This window comes from Kribbella sp. NPDC003557 (genome assembly GCF_040610805.1).
Taxonomy (GTDB): domain Bacteria; phylum Actinomycetota; class Actinomycetes; order Propionibacteriales; family Kribbellaceae; genus Kribbella.
Genome location: NZ_JBEXMY010000015.1, coordinates 1 through 16,646 on the forward strand (window position 1 = coordinate 1; position 16,646 = coordinate 16,646).

Here is a 16,646-nt window from a genome sequence, read left to right on the forward strand (position 1 = left end):
GTCGGAGATGTCCAGGTCGAGCTTGTCGACCGCGGCGATATCGGTGCCCGGGTAGACCCGGGTGGCTCCCTTGAACGAGACAGTTGCCATGTCGCACTTCCTCTCCTTCGCCGGCGGCATCCTTCACGCAGCGCCGCCGAAGCGCTCGGTCCTGATCCGGCCGGGGTCGTGGCCCAGGGCCACCAAACCTCCGGACGCGGTCTCCACGAACCCGGTCGGTCCGCAGATGTAGGTGAGCGGCCGGTCGGCCGCAGGCCAGGCGACCTCGGCCAGCAACTCCTGATCCAGCCGGCCGCGATACCCGTGCCATCCACTCGGCAGTTCCCGGGTCAGGGTGACCGAGACGTCGAACTGGTCGTACGTCGCGAACTGCATCAGCTCCTCGCGGTAGATCAGCAAGTCCAGCGAACGCGCCGAACTCAGCAGCCTCACCGGCGCCCGGCTGTGCATCGCACGGTGGTGCCACAACATCGACCGCAGCGGGACCACCCCGGAACCACCCGCCACCAGGAACAGCGGGTCGCCGAGAGCCCCGTCCCAGACGAAGTAACCGCCGATCGGGCCTCGCAACTCGAGCTCGTCGCCCACCCGCAGCTCGTCCACGAGGTACGGGGACACCTCGCCGTCGTCGAGCCTCTCGACGGTCAGCATCAGCTGCGTGTCCTCGGGAGCGGACGCGATCGAGTAACTTCGCTGAGCCTGGTAGCCGTCAGGCGCGGTCAGCCGAAGATCGACGTGCTGTCCCGCACGGTGCCCGGTCCAGCCGGGAACATCGAGCGTGATCGTCTTCGCCCGAGGGGTCGCGTAGATCGTGTCGACCACTGTCGCGGTCTGCCAGCTCAGTCGCCGCTGTAGCGCTGTTCCCGCCACGGGTCTCCGTAGTTGTGATAGCCGAACATCTCCCAGAAACCGGGCTGGTCGACGGAACGCAGCTCCAGTCCCCGCACCCACTTCGCGCTCTTCCAGAAGTACAGGTGCGGTACCAGTAGCCGGGCCGGACCGCCGTGCTCGGGATCGAGCGGTTGACCGTGGTACTCGTCGACCACCCACGCCCGCCCGCCCCGCAGGTCGGCCAGAGGAAGGTTCGTCGTGTAACCACCATCGGCGAAGGCCATGGCGAACGCCGCCTCCGTCGGCGCCGCCGCCAGCAACGTGTCAAGAGAGACTCCGGACCAGGTCGTACCGAGCTTGGTCCACTTGGTCACACAATGGATGTCCACGGTGAAGGTCTCTCGCGGCAGCGAGCGGAACTCCTCCCACGACCACGCGACCGGCTCCTCGACAGCGCCGCGGATGGTGAAGCTCCACGAGTCCAGACGTGTCTGCGGCGTCGGGCCGGCCGACAGCACCGGGAAGTCCTTCGTCACGTACTGCCCCGGCGGCACCCGTCCCGTGTCCTCCGTTACGCGCCGGCCGCGAAATCCTCGGGAGATCGCCATCAGACCTTCTCCCCGAACTGGCTGCGCAGCAGCCACTGCTGCTTCTCCAGCGTGCGGACCACGTCGACGAGGACGTCCTGAGTCACCAGGTCCGCCGCGCCGATCGGTGTCAGCCGCTCACGCACCCGCTCCGCCGAACCGGCGACCCTGCGCGCGAGCTCCCAGATCACCGCATGGCCCGCCACGGAACGCACCGGCACCGGCTCGACGCGCGACCCGTCCGCCACCGCCACGGACTGACCGTCGGGAACGAACCCCAGGGTCACCGCGCGTTCGGCCACCAGGTCCGCGAGCTCCCGCCACTCCCCCACCAGCTCGTCCAAGAACAGGTGCAGGCTGTGGGACTCCGGGCCGACGACACTCCAGTGCAACTGCTTGCCGATCAAGGACAGGTCGATCAGGTCCTGAAGCACCGTCTGTAACTCGGCACCCACGGCGTCTCGCTCGTTCGGATTGTCCAACGCCGGCAGGTGGACAGCATTCGCAACGGTTTCCATCGACCCATCTCCTTGACATCGCTCCGGAACGGAGGCCCGCCCTCGTCTCCTGCGATCGGAACCGATCCCACCACTTGCGGCCGTCACTCGCCCCAGGGACCTCACCGGTCCGACCCACGGGTTGTCCTCGGCCAGGGGCCAGGTGCCGTCCATCGGGGTACGTCGTGGTCTCCGTCCAGCGCACCAGCCGCCCGCCCCGGTGACGCACGGTGAACCACGGGTGTCCCCGGTACCCGGGCCCGGGGGTACACCCGTGCTGGACTCGGGCTACAAGACAGCGCGATCACGGCACGGTAGTGACGTGATGACCTTCCTCCCCGACACCGAACGACCAACGGGTCCGTGTGAGGTGCCCCGGCTGTACGGGCGCGCCGCCGAGTGCGCTCGAATGGACCAACTGCTGCAGGACACGTCCACCGTCCGCGCCGGGGCGCTTCGGGTGCGGGGCGAACGAGGCATCGGCACGAGCTCGATGCTGGACTACGTCGCACATCGTGCCGACGGTCACCGGGTCCTGCGGGCGACCGGCGTCGCGGACGGGCTCGATCTCCCCTACGCCGGCCTGCACCTGCTGTGCGCTCCGGTGCTCGAGGACCTGGAACGACTCGAGCCCACTCAGCAGGCCGCGCTCTCCACGGCGCTCGGGCTCAGCGGCGGCGAACCGCCCGACCGCCTCCTGGTGAGCGTCGCCACCTTCAACCTGCTCACCGGCGTGGCCGAACGCGAGCCGGTGTGCTGTCTTGTCGATGACGCACAGTGGCTCGACACGGCCTCCTTGCTGGTACTGGCCTTCGTGGCTCGCCGGGCCGAACGCAGCCGCCTGCTGATCGTGTTCGGCGAACGGGATCAGCAGGGCGTCCCGGATCTCGACGGGCTTGCGGAGATGCGACTCGAGCGGTTGCCCTGGGGCGACGCACGCTCAGTGCTCCTCTCCGCTGCACCGGGCCGGATCGACGCAGCCGTGATCGAGCGGGTCCTGCTCGAGGCGCGCGGCAATCCGCGCGCGCTCCTGGGCGCCTTCGACGGGGTCACCGCGACCGAGCTCGCCGGCGGTTATGCGCTCCCGGCACCGCGCCGCGACTCCCGGGACCGGGAGCACGACTGTGTACGGCGTGCACAGCATCTGCCCGCCGACGCGCGGCAACTGCTGCTGACTGTCGCGGCCGAGCCGACCGGGGACCCGGCGCTGGCCTCGCGGGCGGCCGATTGGCTCGGCATCGGCAAGCCGGCCGCAGAGGTGCTCGAGGCAGAGAACTTGCTGACCTTCGGGCCCCGGGTCGTGTTCGGCTGCGCCACACTGCGGACAGCTGTCTACGCCAGGGCGACACCACCCGAGATCCGTCTGGCCCACCGAGCGCTGGCAGAGGCCATCACCAGTGACACGGACGCCGATCGCCGAGCGTGGCATCTGGCGCTGTCCACCAGCGGACTCGACGAGCGGATCGCAGCCGACCTGGAGCACAACGCGACGACGGCTCAACAACGTGGCGGGATCGCAGCACGCGCCGCCTTCCTCGAACGGGCCGCCCTGCTCACGGCCGATCCGGCTGCCCGTGCCCGCCGCGCGTTGTCCGCCGCACGCGCCAACCACGCAGCAGGCGGCATCTACGACGCGCAGCACCTGCTGACCATCGCGGAGGGTGGGCCCGCCGACCCGGAACGGGAGGCGCAGATCGAGTTTCAGCGGGCCCGCATCGAGTTCGCCACGCGTCGCGATGACGCAACCCCGCAGTTGCTGCTGGATGCGGCCCACCGCCTCCGGGAGCACTCGCCCGCGTTGGCCCGGGACGCACACCTCGAAGCCCTCGCGGCATCGATGTTCTCTTTTCGTGGTCCGGCTGCCCCCAGCGTTCGAGCCGTCGCACAGGCCGCACGTGACTCAGCTGCCGAAGGATCGGCTGACCCGGTCGGTCTACTGCTCGACGCGCTGACAGCCAGGGCACTCGACGCGCCTGGCGCTGCGGCTGATGCCCTCTCCCGAGCGCTCAAGACGTTCGGCGGCGACGGCCTCGACTTCGCGGCACGGGGATGGTCCTGGCTGGCCGGCATGGCTGCTGCTGACGGATGGGACGAGGGCTCCTGGGCGACGCTGACCGCCCGGAACCGTGACGAACGCGGCGATGACCGTGCCGCCGGGCACGTGGCGCCGCCACTGGGCAACCCCTTCACGCAGGCCGCTCTGATCGACCTGTTCCGTGGCCGCTTCCATGCCGCGCACGACATCATCGCTCGCGGAAACACCCGCGCACTGAGCACGGTTGGCGCGGCGCCGACCCCCGCATCTCTGGTGCTCGCCGCCTGGCAAGGAAGAAGGGACTTCCTGCGCGGGGTGCTGCCAACAATTCGCACGCAAGCTCGGCAGCGCGGCGACGCCCTGACACTGGCCGCCGCCCAACTGGCGGAGGCTGTGCTGCACAACGGCGCAGGACACTACGAGCAAGCCCTGGCGGCCGCCCGCGAAGCCGTCGAGGCCGATCAACTCGCCCTGTCCGGCTGGGCGCGCGCCGAATTGATCGAGGCGGGGACGCGCTGTGGGCGGCGCGACCTGGCTGCCGCCGCGTTGTCCCGGCTCGATGCCGATGCCGACGCCGCGCGGACTCCCTGGGTACTCGGCGTGCAAGCGGTCTCGCACGCGCTGCTCGCCGACGCGCCGGCGGCCGAGCCGCTGTACCGGGAGGCGATCGACCGGCTGTCCGAGACCGGCATCCGTGTCCAACTCGCCAGAGCCCAACTGCTCTACGGCGAGTGGCTGCGACGACAGAACAGGCGCGTCGATGCTCGCGAGCCGTTGCGAGCTGCCCAGCAGATGTTCGCAACGATCGGCGCCGAGGGGTTCGCCTTGCGTGCAAACACCGAACTGCTGGCCACCGGCGAGCGGGTCCGCAAGCGCACCGTCGAGACCGGCCGCCAGCTCACGACCCAGGAATCCCGGATCGGGTACCTGGCGCGCGACGGGCTCAGCAACTCCGAGATCGGTGCCCGCCTGTTCCTCAGCCCTCGCACGGTCGAATACCACTTGCACAAGGTCTTCGCCAAGCTCGGAATCACGTCCAGGACGGAGCTTCACCTCGTACTGCAGGCGGCTGCCGACGCCCTGTCCGGCGACGGGCCGGACGTCCTGGCCGCAGGCCGCTGAGGGAGCCGACTGCTCGGCGTCAGCGCTGCAGCTGGCGCCTGGAGGTGAGACCGAGCTTCGCGAAGACTTTCCCGAGGTGCCATTCAACCGTGCGCGGGCTGATGAACAGCCGGTCGGCGATCTCCGCGTTGGACAACCCGTCGCGCACCAGCCGCACGATCTGCGTCTCCTGGGGCGTGAGCGTGCTGGGCACCGGGTCCGGGTCCGGTTTCGCATGCACCTTCTCGCCGGTGGCGCCGAGCTCCCGTGCGGCCCGGGCAGCGAGGACGCTCATCCCCATGTCGGTCAGCATCGAGTGCGCGGTGTGCAACTGGCGGCGTGCGTCGTTGCGCCGGCCACGCCTGCGCAACCACTCCCCGTAGTGCAGGTGAGTGCGGGCCAGTTCGCCGCGGACCCGGGTGCGCGCGAGCCGCGTGATCGCTTCCTCGTAGTAGCGGTCGACGGACCCGGAGTCGGCGTCGCCCTCGGAGCCGGCGACCATCGCCCGGCAGCGGGCTGTGATACCGAGCGCCCAATCGGTGCCACTGGCCTCCGTCATACCGGCCAGCCGAACCAGCGCCCGGGCGGCCGTCGCGGGCTGGTCGGCACGGGTGGCCGCGACCACCAACTCGGCCAGGGCGCACAGCGTGACGAAGCCCATCTCCCGCTCCGGCTCGGTCGCCTGAAGCGCTGCTGTCACTGCCTCGGAGTAGCGACCCAGGTGGTTGAGCAGCAGGGCTCGCATCCACGCGGCGGCGATCAGCGTGACGCCCTCGCCACGACCCGCCGCGTCGTCGGTCATGGCATCGAGCAGAGCGGTCGCGTCCGCCGTGCGTCCGCGCCAGATCGCCAGCAGCACCCCTGCGTAAGGGGCGTCGAAGATACCTGTCGCCTGCAGGACTGCGTCGAAGTCCTCCAGCAGCGACTCGGCCCTGGACAGTTCACCCTGCATGATCACGCAGACGGTCCGCATCGTCAGCGCGATCGGCAGCGACGCGAGGCTCTCGGCCCGGGCCAGCTCCTCGTAGCGCCGGCTGATCAGGTCCCAGCCCTCGTCGTCCCACAGATCCACTGCGACGGTACCCGCGAACCACTCCAGCAGCAGGCCGGACCCACCGGCAGGTCTCACAACGCAGAACTCGTCCAACGCCTGCTTGAGGACGCCGGCCGCGGCCGCGTACCCGTCGCGGTAGCGGATCGCGAGACCATGGATCAGAACGTCCGAGGTCGTCTCCGGTCCCCGCCGAGGGGAACCGTCCGCGGCCTCGGCCATCTCGCGCAGCGTGAGACCGTCGGCGTGGTCGGCGAGGAACCAACTCGCCCGCATGGCCTCCAGATGGGTGTACCGGGCCGCCTGTGCATCGATCGGCTCGAGCCGAGTCGCGGCCTGGAAGAGCGACTCGGTCGCGTCCCGGCCCCGCCCGAGGGCGAACGCGCTCCGCGCGTGGAGTACGTCGACCTGCGCCTTCTCGAGGGCGGTCAACGGACTGGCCTGGGCCAAGGCGAGCAGGCGCGGCGCCGCGGTCGGCGTCCCGCCCTCATAGGTCGCGTGGGCTGCCGCGAGCAGCCGCCGGCCACGTTCCCCCACGTCCGGAGTCAACCCGGCGGCCCTTTCGAGAAAGGCTGCAGCGGCAGTCGCAGCCCCGCGGGCGTGCGCTCGCTGCCCGCACTGCTCCAGTTCGGCCGCGATAGCTTCGTCGGGCGCCTCGGCAGCCTGGGCACGGTGCCAGGCCCGGCGATCGGGATCCGTGCCGGCGTCCGTCACCTCGCCGAGCGCCCAGTGAACTCGTCGCCGTTCCTCGCTCGTGGCCGCGCGATAGACGGCCGACCGCAGCAACGGGTGCCGGAACCGGACTCGTACGTCGAGGTCCACGAACCGCTCCGCCGCCTCCCGCGCCGCCACTTCGGCATCCACCGCGATCCCGAGGCGATCGACCGCGCGCCACACCAGCACCGAGTCGCCGACCGGTTCCGCCGCTGCGACGAGCAGCACCTGCCGGGTCACGGGTTGCAGTGTGGCCATCTGACGCAGGAAGCTCTCTTCGATGCGCCCCGGCAGCACCACCTGGCCGAAAGACCCGAATCCGCCCGCGAGCTCGGCCCGCGTGAAGCCCCGTGGAAGCTCCAGCAGAGCCAGCGGGTTGCCGTGACTTTCCGCTACCAGGCGATCCAGTACCTGCTCGTCGGCCGGGCCCGGCGAGGCCGACTCGAGCAGCAGCCGGGCCTGGTCGTCGGACAGTCCGCCGACGCGCGCATCAGGTAGTCCGTTCAGCTCGGTGACCTCGCCACCGTCCGCGGGCTCGCGGACAGCGAAGATCATCGCCACGGACTCCGCGCGCAACCGGCGCGCCACGAATCCGAGGACCTGCGCCGATGCCTGGTCCAGCCACTGCGCGTCGTCGATCAGGCAGAGCAGCGGACGGTCCCGCGATGCCTCGCCGAGCAGTCCCAGGACCGCCAGACCGACGACGAACCGGTCCGGCGGTTTGCCGGGAGCGAGGCCGAATGCGGTGCGCAGCGCCTCCTGCTGTGGCGTGGGCAGCGTCTCCACGAACTCGAGCACCGGCGCGCACACCTGATGCAGACCGGCGAACGCAAGCTCCTGCTCGGACTCGATCCCACTGGCCCGCACCGAACGCCAGCCGGCCACCCGCGTTGCCACATATTCGATCAGGACTGTCTTGCCGATCCCCGACTCGCCGCGGAGGACAAGCGCCCGGCTCTCGCCCGAGCCCACCTCATCGACGAGGCGGTCGAGCAGATCGCACTCGCCTCGCCGGAAGCGCACCACAGGACTAACGCTTCGGAGCCGGCAGCACCGGACGCCCCAGCCGCGTCGACCTGCCCTTCATCGCGAGACCTCCTACGCTCCCTCGGCCGTGTGCCCGAGCACCCTATTGTGGCGCACAGGTGCTGTGACACGCGAAGCAGCAGGGTTTCGGCTCGCGAACGTCTAGTTGCGTCCGGCCATCACTCCGCCGTCGACGTTCAGGATCGTGCCCGTTACCCAGGCGGCCTGGTCCGAGAGCAGGTAGGTGACGGCCGCGGAGACATCCTCGGCCGAACCCACCCGGCCCAGCGGGTGGAAGCCGTTGAAGCTCTCGATGGTCGCCTCGATCTGCTCCGGCGGGACGAAGGCCCGGTAGATCGGCGTCGCCACGACTGCCGGTGCGACGGCGTTGACCCGGATCTGCTGACCACCGAGCTCGAGAGCCAGGTTGTGGGTCAGCGCGTGCAGCCCGGCCTTACCCATCGAGTAGGCACTGGACGGCGTTGCGGCGACGGCCTGGTGAGCCCACATGCTCCCGATGTTCACGATCGCACCTCCGTGACCTGCCGCGACCATCCCGCGCACCACCGTCTGGGTCAGGAAGAAGATGGCCCGGCTGAGCTCGAGGTAGGAGTCGTAGTCGTCCCCGTCGTGGTCGAGGAACGGCTTCGGGACGAAGACGCCGGCCGCGTTGACCAGAAGCGTCGCGTCGGCGTGCTCCGTCGCCAACTGGTGCTGTGCCCTGGCGACCTGGTCGCGGTCCGCCAGGTCGGCCACGATCCCCCACGCCTGGCCGTCGCCGGACAGGGTCTTCACTGTCTCGTCGACGTGGTCCTGATTGCGGCCGACGACCACCGCTGCACCGCCGCCGCGCACGACGTCGATGGCGGTCTGCCGCCCCATCCCGCTGCTCCCACCGATCACGACCAGCTTGCGACCGTCGAAGTTGTACGTCATGAGTGTTCTCCCATCCCTGTAATTTCCTGTTGTGTTGCGGTCATGGTGTGCTTCCCCAGCGGTGCGTTCCTGCGGCCGAGGAAGTCCCGCACCAGTGCGGCCACCTCGGGGCCGGCGCTCTCCAGGAGGAAATGCCCTCCCTCGAGAAGGTGGATCTCGGCGTCTACAGCGTCTTTCGCGAAGGCCTCTGCGCCGGCCGGGCCGAAGATCTCGTCGCCACGACCCCAGACCGCTAGCACGGGCACACCACTGGAGCGGAGGTACTCGTGCAGATCGGGGTACAGGGCCGGGTTCGTCTTGTAGTCCCGGAACAGCGCCAGCTGAATCTGGTCGTTGCCGGGCCGCGTGAGCAGGTTGTAGTCGTGATGCCACGTGTCCGGACTCACGAGCGTCTCGTCAGGTACCCCTGTCACGTACTGCCAGCGAGTGACCTCGAGGGTCAGTGCCGGCCTGATCGCTGCCTCGGTCTCCGGCGTCTGTTCGCGCTGGTAGTTCCAGACCGTTCGCCAGAAGCTCTCCACGAACCCGGCGTCGTACCCGTTGCCGCTCTGGGTGATGATGGCGGTGATGGCAACCGGGGCGCGCAGGGCCAGCCGCCAACCGATCGGCGCCCCGTAGTCCTGGACGTACAGCGCGTAGCGTTCGGCCCCGAGACCGGCGAGCAGGCCGGCGGTCAGGTCGGCCAGGGTGTCGAAGGTGTAGTCGAACTCGTCCGCCGACGGAGCATCTGACAGACCGAACCCAAGGTGGTCCGGAGCGATGACCCGGTAGTTCTCGGCCAGCACCGGGATGAGGTTGCGGAACATGAACGAACTGGTCGGGAATCCGTGCAGGAGGACGACAACCGGCGCGTCCGGCGGACCGGCCTCCCGGTAGAACAGTTGCCGTCCGGCTACCTCGGCGTACCGGTGGTGTACAGGTGACATGTCCGCTTCTCCTTGGAATCGCCGGTGAGGTGTCGGTGCTGACGAGCTGCACCTGCGGATCCCCTCACCATGGCGGCGGCGTCTCTCCACTCGCCTCCGGCAGTTCCCCGGTGCGCGGCAGGGCCGGTGTACCGGACCGGGTTCAGCCTGGTGTGTTCCCGGATGCGGCCGGCCCGCCCGGCCCTGACGATGTCGGCATGATGATCCGAAGCGTGCCGTGCGACGTGACCGAGCTCAGAACGCTGTTCCTGTTCGAGAGGCTCGACGAGGATCAGCTGGACTGGTTGTGCCGCAACGGGTGCGTGGAGCTCTTCGAGGCCGGCTACATCTACCGGGAGAACGACGTCGCGACCTCGTTCTATGTACTGCTGGACGGCGAACTGGTCATCTCCCGCCGGGTCGGCCACGAGGACACCGAAATCAATCGGACCAGCCAGGTCGGCGCGTACGCAGGAGCCTGGCGACCGTTCTTCGGCGACGGCGTCAGCCAGACACTGGACAACACTCTGCGAGCGACCCGGCCGTCACGGCTGTACGTCCTGGCAGCGGACAAGTTCGCCGCGATCATGCGTGAGTGGTTCCCGATGCCGCTGCACCTGCTGGAAGGCCTGTTCCTCGGCATGAAGAACACGCAGCGGGCGATCAGTGAGCATGAACGGCTGATTGCCCTGGGCTCCTTGTCGGCGAGCCTCATGCACGAGTTGAACAACCCCACCGCGGCAGCGATGCGTGCCACGGCCGCTCTGCGCGAGCGACTCGCCGGCCTGCGACGGGTGGAGTCGACCGTCCGGCAGGGTCTCGAACTTGCCGCGTGGAAGTCACTGGAAGCCCTTCAGCACAAGGCGCTCGGGCACCTTGCCGAGACGCCGTCGCTGAGCCCACTCGACGCGACCGACCGTGAGGACGAGCTGACCGGCTGGTTCGAGGTCCACGGGATCACCACTGGCTGGCGGACGGCTCCCACCTTCGTGCAGGCCGGGTGGGACGTCGAGTGGCTCGAAGCGGTCGTAGAAGCCGTCGGTGACGGCCCGGTCCTCGACGCTGCGTTCGACTGGTTGCACCACACGATCGACCTCGAGCTGTCGCTGAACGAGATCGACGACTCCACGTCCCGGATCTCCACCCTCGTCACGGCAGCACAGCAGTACTCACAGGTGGACCGTACGCCGTACCGGGAGGTCGACCTGAACCAGCTTCTGGAGAGCACCCTGATGATGCTCGCCCACACGATCGGCGACAACATCACGGTCGTCACCGATCTCGACCGCAGCCTGCCCGCCGTTCCGGTCTACGCTGCCGAAATCAACCAGGTGTGGACGAATCTCGTCGAGAACGCCGTCGACGCGATGAACGGCAGGGGCCGACTGACCGTCCGCACCACCCGCGACAACGACCAGGTCCTGGTCGAGATCGGCGACACCGGACCGGGGGTGCCCGAGGAGATCAGGAGCCGCATCTTCGAACCGTTCTTCACGACCAAGCCGGTCGGGGCGGGGCCGGGTCTGGGCCTCGACATTTCCTGGCGGATCGTGGTCGGCAAGCACCACGGCGAGCTGTCGGTCGAGTCGTCGCCAGGAGACACACGCTTTACTGCGCGCCTGCCGTTGACGGCCGAGGCGGAGCAGCTCGAAATCTGACGGGCACCGACTGTGCCCTCGAGAGAGTCAGAGATGCGCCAGCTCGGCGAGCGCGGCCCGCGGGCCGATGTGCTCGATCCGCTCGGCAAGCAGGTCACCGGGCGATCGGCGGGACTCGACCAGCTCCGCCAGCTCGGCCACCGGCGCGGCCAATTCGGCCGGTCCGCGGTCCGCGGCGATCCGCACGCACCTGCGGGCGGCTTCGGCGAGCCGCGGGTCGGTCAGACCGTCGCGTGCCGCCTCGGTCCACAGCGAACTGGTGTGCTCGGTGGCCTCAGCTGCCAAGTCGGCGGCAATCGCGTCGTCCATCAGGGTCGTGGTGACGGCCACGATGCCCGGCCACCAGCGCTGTGATGTCGCGTCCAGGAACCTCAGTTCGAGGTAGCCGCGCAGGCGGACGGGCGGGAACAGCGTAGTGAGATGAAGGTCGAGGTCCAGCGCTGTGGGCAGTCGGCCGGCCAGCAGCGCTTCGCCCCTGGCCCACTGCTCGAAAGTGACGTCCTGACGGACAGCTGAGCGTTCACCCTGGCGGGTGGCGACGAACATCACCGGCGCGCGCAGTGCGAACGTGACCGCTGCCATCGCTGGGTCACCTGTGTCGCCCACACCGCCCACGTCCAGCACGGGGACCAGTGCGCCGATGGTCGAGCTGGAGCCAGGCTCGCTGACGCGCCGACTTCCAGCCCGTCGAGCGTCCGTACAGCCAGGGCGAGTTCGTCGAGATCGCAAGTAGCACGGGACCCAGCCGGTGTGCTTGTGCGACGCGCCGGGACCACTCCGACCGCAGGCCCGCCTCGAGATTCACCTGGAGGGCGGCGGTCGAGTTCATCGTCACCGCACCGGGACCGTGAGCGCCAATCGCCGCGAAATACTCCCTCCATCGCGCGGTACCCTCGCACTCGGGTTCGTCCGGTACGACGGGCGCAGCGGATCGGCTCCGACCTGCACCAGCCCGATCCCGATTTCCGCGACTGCTGCCCGAACGCTGCCGACCTCGGAACGCAGAGCGGCGACCGCGGCGCCGGCCGAGTCGTGCGGCGGCCCCGACAACTCGAGCTTTGCTCGCAGACCTCGGGCAGCGTCAGGGCGCGACGGCACTCGCCGGCCCTGGTCGCTGCCGACTCCAGTGGTGTGGTCACAGTTCCTCCGATCGGTGCGCTGAGGATCCTTCAGGCCTTGCGAAGGTCGGGAGCGGGTGCACCGAGGAGCTCGATGCGCGCCCGCTCCCAGGTCGCACGCATCGCGGCCTGGACTGCCTTGGAGGTGCGGCCCAGAATCCGTACGGCAGCGCCACGGCCCGCAGGCAACTCCGTCACCCCGGCCAGCACCTCCGGTACGGCGGTAAGCGCGTCCCGCAGAACCGTGACCAGGTCGGACGCAGGCGTGCGGGAGCAGAGCACGTACAAGCTCGCCAGCACGTCGTAGCCACCCAGTACTCCCGGCGAGGTCGGACGGTCGAACTCACCGGGCCGCAGGCGCAGTGTGTCGGCGAACCAGAGCGAGCCGTCCGTCCCACGGACCTCGGTGTCGGCCCAGTACACGTCGTACGCATGTCGTTCGCCGCGTGCCGTCCTGCCCGGCAGGAGGACCTCTCCGAAGATGACCGTCGCGTCCGAGTCAACGGTCAGACAAGTCCTCTGGTACAGCCGAGAGCCGCGGAACGGAATGACCGGGTCAGGCAGATACTCAAGCACGCCGTCGGCACCGACGTGCAGGTTCACCAACTGCGTCGCGAAGTTGTCGTACGCCCTGAAGACCTTGGTGGCCGCCTGGGTGGTCAGGTGGACGGCGGCGCCGGGCGCGCACTCGACGTCAACGCGGTACCGGTCGCCCTGGACGAAGCCGTCGCCTTGCTGCTGCAGGAAAACAAAGGCCATGTCCGGCCGCACCGGGTCCAGATAGATCGGCCGATAGACGTACAGCGGCGAGCGCTGGTACTGCCGGACGACCCTGGTACGGCCCGCCCGCAGCGCCAGCGCCAGGTCCAGAACCCCGAGCTTTCCGGCGGCGCCGACGGCCAGCGCGTCCCGCACGTCCGCGCCGAACGCGACCACCTCGGCGGGCAACGCCGTGGGCGCGCACCAGGTCAGGTCGTCCCGTTGCGTCATGCCGGAGCGAACTCGCCGATCACCGCACGGATCCGCCCGACGACCTCGTCGAGACCGTCGCCGGTGAAGCAGTTGGTGAACACGAACGGACGGCCGCCACGGACCGCGCGGGCGTCCCGGTCCATGACCGACAGGTCGGACCGGACCAGGTCGGCCAGGTCGACCTTGTTGATGACCAGCAGATCCGAGTGCGTCACGCCCGGGCCGCGCTTGCGCGGGATCTTGTCGCCCTGGGCAACATCGATCACGAACACGAAGTAGTCGGCCAGGGCAGCGCTGAAGGTCAGAGTCAGGTTGTCGCCACCGGACTCGACGAGAACCACGTCGGCGTCGGCGAAGCGGTCGGTCAGCTCGGCGACCGCGTCGAGGTTCATGCTCGGGTCGTCGCGCACCGCGGTGTGCGGGCAGGAACCGGTCTCGACGCCGACGACCCGCTCGGGCGCCAGCACACCCGCCAGGGTGCGCCGTACGTGCAGCGCGTCCTCACTGGTGAAGATGTCGTTGGTGACGACCACGGGCCGATGGCCCGAAGCGATGAGCATCGGGACCAGGGCCTCGATCAGCGCCGTCTTGCCGGAGCCGACCGGGCCGCCGATGCCGATCCGCGGGATCCCCGGGGCGCGGACCTCGGCGAACGGCCCAGGCTCCTCGTCGTGACTGTGACCATGACCATGACCGTGGCCGTGGCCGTGCGAGTCCGTGAGTGCTTCCATCAGCCTTGTCTCCTTTTCTCAGCTGGCGAACAGCCGCAGCTCGGTTTCCTCGTGCTGCATCGCCATGACGTCCAGCAGCGGTGCGCAGCTGGAGATGTCGGGGATGTCGTTGTCAGCAGCGGAGTTCGCCGCCGCGGCCAGGTCGTCGCGTACGTCGTACAGCACCGCCTGCGCAGTCCTGTGGTCCGTCACGGCCAGCCGCACGGCGGCCGCCACCCAGCCCGCGGCGAACGCGAACAGCTCACCCGCCACCGACTGAAGGCGTGGTACACCAAGACAGGCGCTGAGGACGCCGAGCACCACAGCGTGGTTGCCCGGCGATCGTCGGCTCGCGATCTCCGACGCGAACGTGGTGAGCGCGCCGGCACCGAACACCGGGATCGCGGCCCGCAGCAGCGCACGCCCCGTACGACTCGACGTCTCCCGCGCCTCCCGGGACAGCTTCACAGCGGTCAGCCGCTGGTCAGCACGCGTGACGAGCTCCAGGTCCAACGAGTCCGGACCGGTCGTCGCGCGGTGACCGCAGGCCAGCGCGACACCCTCCGACGGCCCCACGGCCAGACGTACCTGGTCGCGAAGCAACGCTGACAACGTCGCGGGGTCGCTCGGTGTGGCCAGCCGTCCGGACTGCGCCATCGTCTCCAGGCCGTACGACAACGTATATCGGCCGCTGGGAGACGCCGAGTCGCTCAACTGCAGCACGGACAGGAAACCTGCCAGCTCTTCGCGTCCAAGCGGCTGACCGGCCATCAGACGATGTAGTACAGCTGTGACATCGGAACCTCCGCCGACGCGGGCACCACGGCCGGCCGGCCGTCGACCGTCACCTTGTACGTCTCCGGGTCGACGGCGATCTCCGGCGTCAGATCGTTACGCACCATCTGCGCCTTGCCGACCGTGCGGCAGCCGCGCACCGGTTCCGTCCACCGATCGACGCCGAGGCGTTCCACCACCTGTGCCTCCGCCGCGGCCTGCGACACGAACGTCACCGACGTACGCCCTGCTGCCTTCCCCAGTCCGGCGAACATCGGTTGCAGCAGCACCGGCTCCGGCGTCGGGATCGAGGCGTTCGCGTCCCCCATCACCGACCACGCGACGGCACCGCCCTTGATCACGTATTTCGGTTTCACCCCGAAGGTGTTGGTCGGCCACAGGACGATGTCCGCCAGCTTGCCCGGCTCCAGCGACCCGACGACGTGCCCGATCCCCTGCGTCAGCGCCGGATTGATCGTCAGCTTCGCCAGGTACCGCAGAATGCGCTGATTGTCGTCCCCCGTGGCCTCTCCGGACAGGCTCCCGGTCACCTTCTTCATCTTGTCCGCGGTGCGCCAGCAGGTCGACACCGTGTCTCCGACGCGCCCCATGGCCTGCGAGTCCGACGAGTACATGCTGAGCACGCCCATGTCGTGCAGCACGTCCTCGGCCGCCTCGGTCTCGGCGCGGATCCGCGACTGCGCGAACGCCACGTCCTCAGGATTGTCGGGGTTGAGGTGATGCGTCACGATCGTCATGTAGAACAGGTTGTCCGTCGTGTCGGTGGTGTACGGACGGGTCGGGTTGGTCGAGGACGGCAGTACGTTCGGCAGCGAGGCGATCGCCATCATGTCCGGCGCATGCCCACCGCCCGCGCCCTCGGTGTGATAGCTGTGGATCGTCCGCCCATCGATCGCATCGAGCGTGTCCCCCAGGTAGCCGCCTTCGTTGAGAGTGTCGGCATGCAGCGCGACCTGGACGTCGTACTCGTCGGCCACCGTCAGCGCACAGTCCAGCGCCGCCGGTGTGGCACCCCAGTCCTCGTGCACCTTGAGCCCGCACGCGCCCGCCTCGACCTGCTCACGCAGGGCTTCCGGCCGGCTGCTGTTTCCCTTGCCCATGAAGCCCACGTTGACCGGCAGGGTCGCGGTGGCCTCGAACATCCTGGCCAGGTTCCACGGGCCGGGGGTACACGTGGTGCCCTTGGACCCGTCGGCAGGCCCCGTGCCCCCGCCGAGCATCGTGGTCACCCCGCTGGACAGGGCATGTGGTACTTGCGCCGGCGTCAGGAAGTGCACGTGTGAGTCGATCGCGCCCGCGGTGGCGACCAGCCCCTCGCCGGAGATCACCTCGGTTCCTGGCCCGATGAGCAGGTCGGCGGACACGCCGTCCTGCACCTGCGGGTTCCCGGCCTGCCCCACCCCGACGATCCGTCCGTCCTTCACGCCGATGTCGGCCTTCACGATGCCGATCACCGCATCCATCACAAGGACCGACGTGATCACCAGATCAAGCGCCTTGTCGGAGTTGGGTAGACCCGGCACTTGCGCCATCCCGTCGCGGATCGACTTCCCACCGCCATAGATCGCCTCCTCGCCGGGCAGGATCAGGCTGCGCTCGACCCGTGCCACCAGTTCGGTGTCGGCCAGCCGGAACCGGTCGCCCACAGTCGGCCCGTACAGCGACGCGTACTGTCTTCTCGAAACTGTCGTCACGACTGCTCCTCCGCCC

14 protein-coding genes and 1 pseudogene are annotated in these 16,646 nt (G+C 69.2%); 2 read left to right on the plus strand and 13 right to left on the minus strand.

Annotation, left to right across the window (positions count from 1 at the left end; genetic code table 11):
• Positions 1-123: 123 nt before the first annotated feature.
• The 3 genes from ABZW60_RS39835 to ABZW60_RS39845 are packed head-to-tail and all read right to left on the minus strand — an operon-like array spanning position 124 to position 1,936.
• Positions 124-870: a ferredoxin reductase gene (locus tag ABZW60_RS39835; RefSeq protein WP_355485858.1), complete on the minus strand. Its 747-nt coding sequence runs from the start codon at positions 868-870 to the stop codon at positions 124-126.
• Positions 840-1,439 (minus strand): sulfite oxidase-like oxidoreductase, encoded by a 600-nt coding sequence (locus tag ABZW60_RS39840; protein ID WP_355485859.1) that lies wholly within the window; start codon positions 1,437-1,439, stop codon positions 840-842. Before ABZW60_RS39840 ends, ABZW60_RS39835 begins: the two co-directional genes overlap by 31 nt.
• Entirely contained in the window at positions 1,439-1,936 is a 498-nt protein-coding gene (locus ABZW60_RS39845) for a DNA starvation/stationary phase protection protein (RefSeq protein WP_355485860.1), read from the minus strand. Before ABZW60_RS39845 ends, ABZW60_RS39840 begins: the two co-directional genes overlap by 1 nt.
• 304 nt (positions 1,937-2,240) lie before the next feature.
• On the opposite strand from ABZW60_RS39845, the gene ABZW60_RS39850 reads away from it, so the two are divergent.
• On the plus strand, positions 2,241-5,072 hold the full coding sequence (locus ABZW60_RS39850; protein WP_355485955.1) for an AAA family ATPase: 2,832 nt from the start codon (positions 2,241-2,243) through the stop codon (positions 5,070-5,072).
• A gap of 19 nt (positions 5,073-5,091) precedes the next feature.
• Here the strand turns inward: ABZW60_RS39850 and ABZW60_RS39855 are convergent, their stop codons facing one another.
• The 3 genes from ABZW60_RS39855 to ABZW60_RS39865 all read right to left on the minus strand — a co-directional run bounded on the left by ABZW60_RS39855 (position 5,092) and on the right by ABZW60_RS39865 (position 9,704).
• Positions 5,092-7,839 carry an AAA family ATPase gene (locus ABZW60_RS39855; protein WP_355485861.1) on the minus strand — a complete coding sequence of 916 codons (2,748 nt, stop codon included), beginning with the start codon at positions 7,837-7,839 and terminating at the stop codon, positions 5,092-5,094.
• 165 nt (positions 7,840-8,004) lie between these two features.
• Positions 8,005-8,778: an SDR family oxidoreductase gene (locus ABZW60_RS39860; protein WP_355485862.1), complete on the minus strand. Its 774-nt coding sequence runs from the start codon at positions 8,776-8,778 to the stop codon at positions 8,005-8,007.
• Positions 8,775-9,704, minus strand: a complete 930-nt coding sequence (locus ABZW60_RS39865; protein ID WP_355485863.1) for an alpha/beta hydrolase — start codon at positions 9,702-9,704, stop codon at positions 8,775-8,777. The genes ABZW60_RS39860 and ABZW60_RS39865 overlap by 4 nt, the downstream gene beginning before the upstream one ends.
• Before the next feature lie 197 nt (positions 9,705-9,901).
• Between ABZW60_RS39865 and ABZW60_RS39870 the strand changes: the two genes are divergently transcribed.
• On the plus strand, positions 9,902-11,341 hold the full coding sequence (locus tag ABZW60_RS39870; protein ID WP_355485864.1) for an ATP-binding protein: 1,440 nt from the start codon (positions 9,902-9,904) through the stop codon (positions 11,339-11,341).
• A gap of 27 nt (positions 11,342-11,368) precedes the next feature.
• Here ABZW60_RS39870 and ABZW60_RS39875 read toward each other — a convergent pair whose 3' ends face one another.
• From ABZW60_RS39875 to ureC, 7 genes and pseudogenes are all read right to left on the minus strand, one after another.
• Positions 11,369-11,923 carry a glutamate-cysteine ligase family protein gene (locus ABZW60_RS39875; RefSeq protein ID WP_355485865.1) on the minus strand — a complete coding sequence of 185 codons (555 nt, stop codon included), beginning with the start codon at positions 11,921-11,923 and terminating at the stop codon, positions 11,369-11,371.
• A gap of 7 nt (positions 11,924-11,930) precedes the next feature.
• Positions 11,931-12,206: pseudogene (locus ABZW60_RS39880) on the minus strand (glutamate-cysteine ligase family protein); the annotation flags it as partial.
• Positions 12,173-12,439, minus strand: a complete 267-nt coding sequence (locus ABZW60_RS39885) for a glutamate-cysteine ligase family protein (protein ID WP_355485866.1) — start codon at positions 12,437-12,439, stop codon at positions 12,173-12,175. The pseudogene ABZW60_RS39880 and the gene ABZW60_RS39885, both read right to left, overlap by 34 nt.
• Positions 12,440-12,510: 71 nt before the next feature.
• The gene (locus ABZW60_RS39890; RefSeq protein WP_355485867.1) at positions 12,511-13,449 is read right to left on the minus strand and encodes an urease accessory protein UreD; all 939 of its coding nucleotides are present in this window, start codon (positions 13,447-13,449) and stop codon (positions 12,511-12,513) included.
• Positions 13,446-14,162 (minus strand): urease accessory protein UreG, encoded by a 717-nt coding sequence (gene ureG / locus ABZW60_RS39895; RefSeq protein WP_355485868.1) that lies wholly within the window; start codon positions 14,160-14,162, stop codon positions 13,446-13,448. Before ureG ends, ABZW60_RS39890 begins: the two co-directional genes overlap by 4 nt.
• Before the next feature lie 18 nt (positions 14,163-14,180).
• Complete coding sequence (locus ABZW60_RS39900; RefSeq protein ID WP_355485869.1) at positions 14,181-14,912, minus strand: urease accessory UreF family protein; 732 nt, start codon at positions 14,910-14,912, stop codon at positions 14,181-14,183.
• The gene (gene ureC / locus ABZW60_RS39905; protein ID WP_355485870.1) at positions 14,912-16,630 is read right to left on the minus strand and encodes an urease subunit alpha; all 1,719 of its coding nucleotides are present in this window, start codon (positions 16,628-16,630) and stop codon (positions 14,912-14,914) included. Before ureC ends, ABZW60_RS39900 begins: the two co-directional genes overlap by 1 nt.
• Positions 16,631-16,646 lie beyond the last annotated feature (16 nt).

Excerpts from the sequence above, each read along its gene's own strand:
- ABZW60_RS39875 (WP_355485865.1), bottom strand. The coding sequence starts at position 11,923 with ATGGCAGCGGTCACGTTCGCACTGCGCGCGCCGGTGATGTTCGTCGCC.
- ureG (WP_355485868.1), bottom strand. The coding sequence starts at position 14,162 with ATGGAAGCACTCACGGACTCGCACGGCCACGGCCACGGTCATGGTCAT.
- ABZW60_RS39845 (WP_355485860.1), bottom strand. The coding sequence starts at position 1,936 with ATGGAAACCGTTGCGAATGCTGTCCACCTGCCGGCGTTGGACAATCCG.
- ABZW60_RS39840 (WP_355485859.1), bottom strand. The coding sequence starts at position 1,439 with ATGGCGATCTCCCGAGGATTTCGCGGCCGGCGCGTAACGGAGGACACG.
- ABZW60_RS39900 (WP_355485869.1), bottom strand. The coding sequence starts at position 14,912 with ATGGCCGGTCAGCCGCTTGGACGCGAAGAGCTGGCAGGTTTCCTGTCC.
- ABZW60_RS39850 (WP_355485955.1), top strand. The coding sequence starts at position 2,241 with ATGACCTTCCTCCCCGACACCGAACGACCAACGGGTCCGTGTGAGGTG.
- ABZW60_RS39860 (WP_355485862.1), bottom strand. The coding sequence starts at position 8,778 with ATGACGTACAACTTCGACGGTCGCAAGCTGGTCGTGATCGGTGGGAGC.
- ABZW60_RS39890 (WP_355485867.1), bottom strand. The coding sequence starts at position 13,449 with ATGACGCAACGGGACGACCTGACCTGGTGCGCGCCCACGGCGTTGCCC.
- ABZW60_RS39870 (WP_355485864.1), top strand. The coding sequence starts at position 9,902 with ATGATGATCCGAAGCGTGCCGTGCGACGTGACCGAGCTCAGAACGCTG.
- ABZW60_RS39865 (WP_355485863.1), bottom strand. The coding sequence starts at position 9,704 with ATGTCACCTGTACACCACCGGTACGCCGAGGTAGCCGGACGGCAACTG.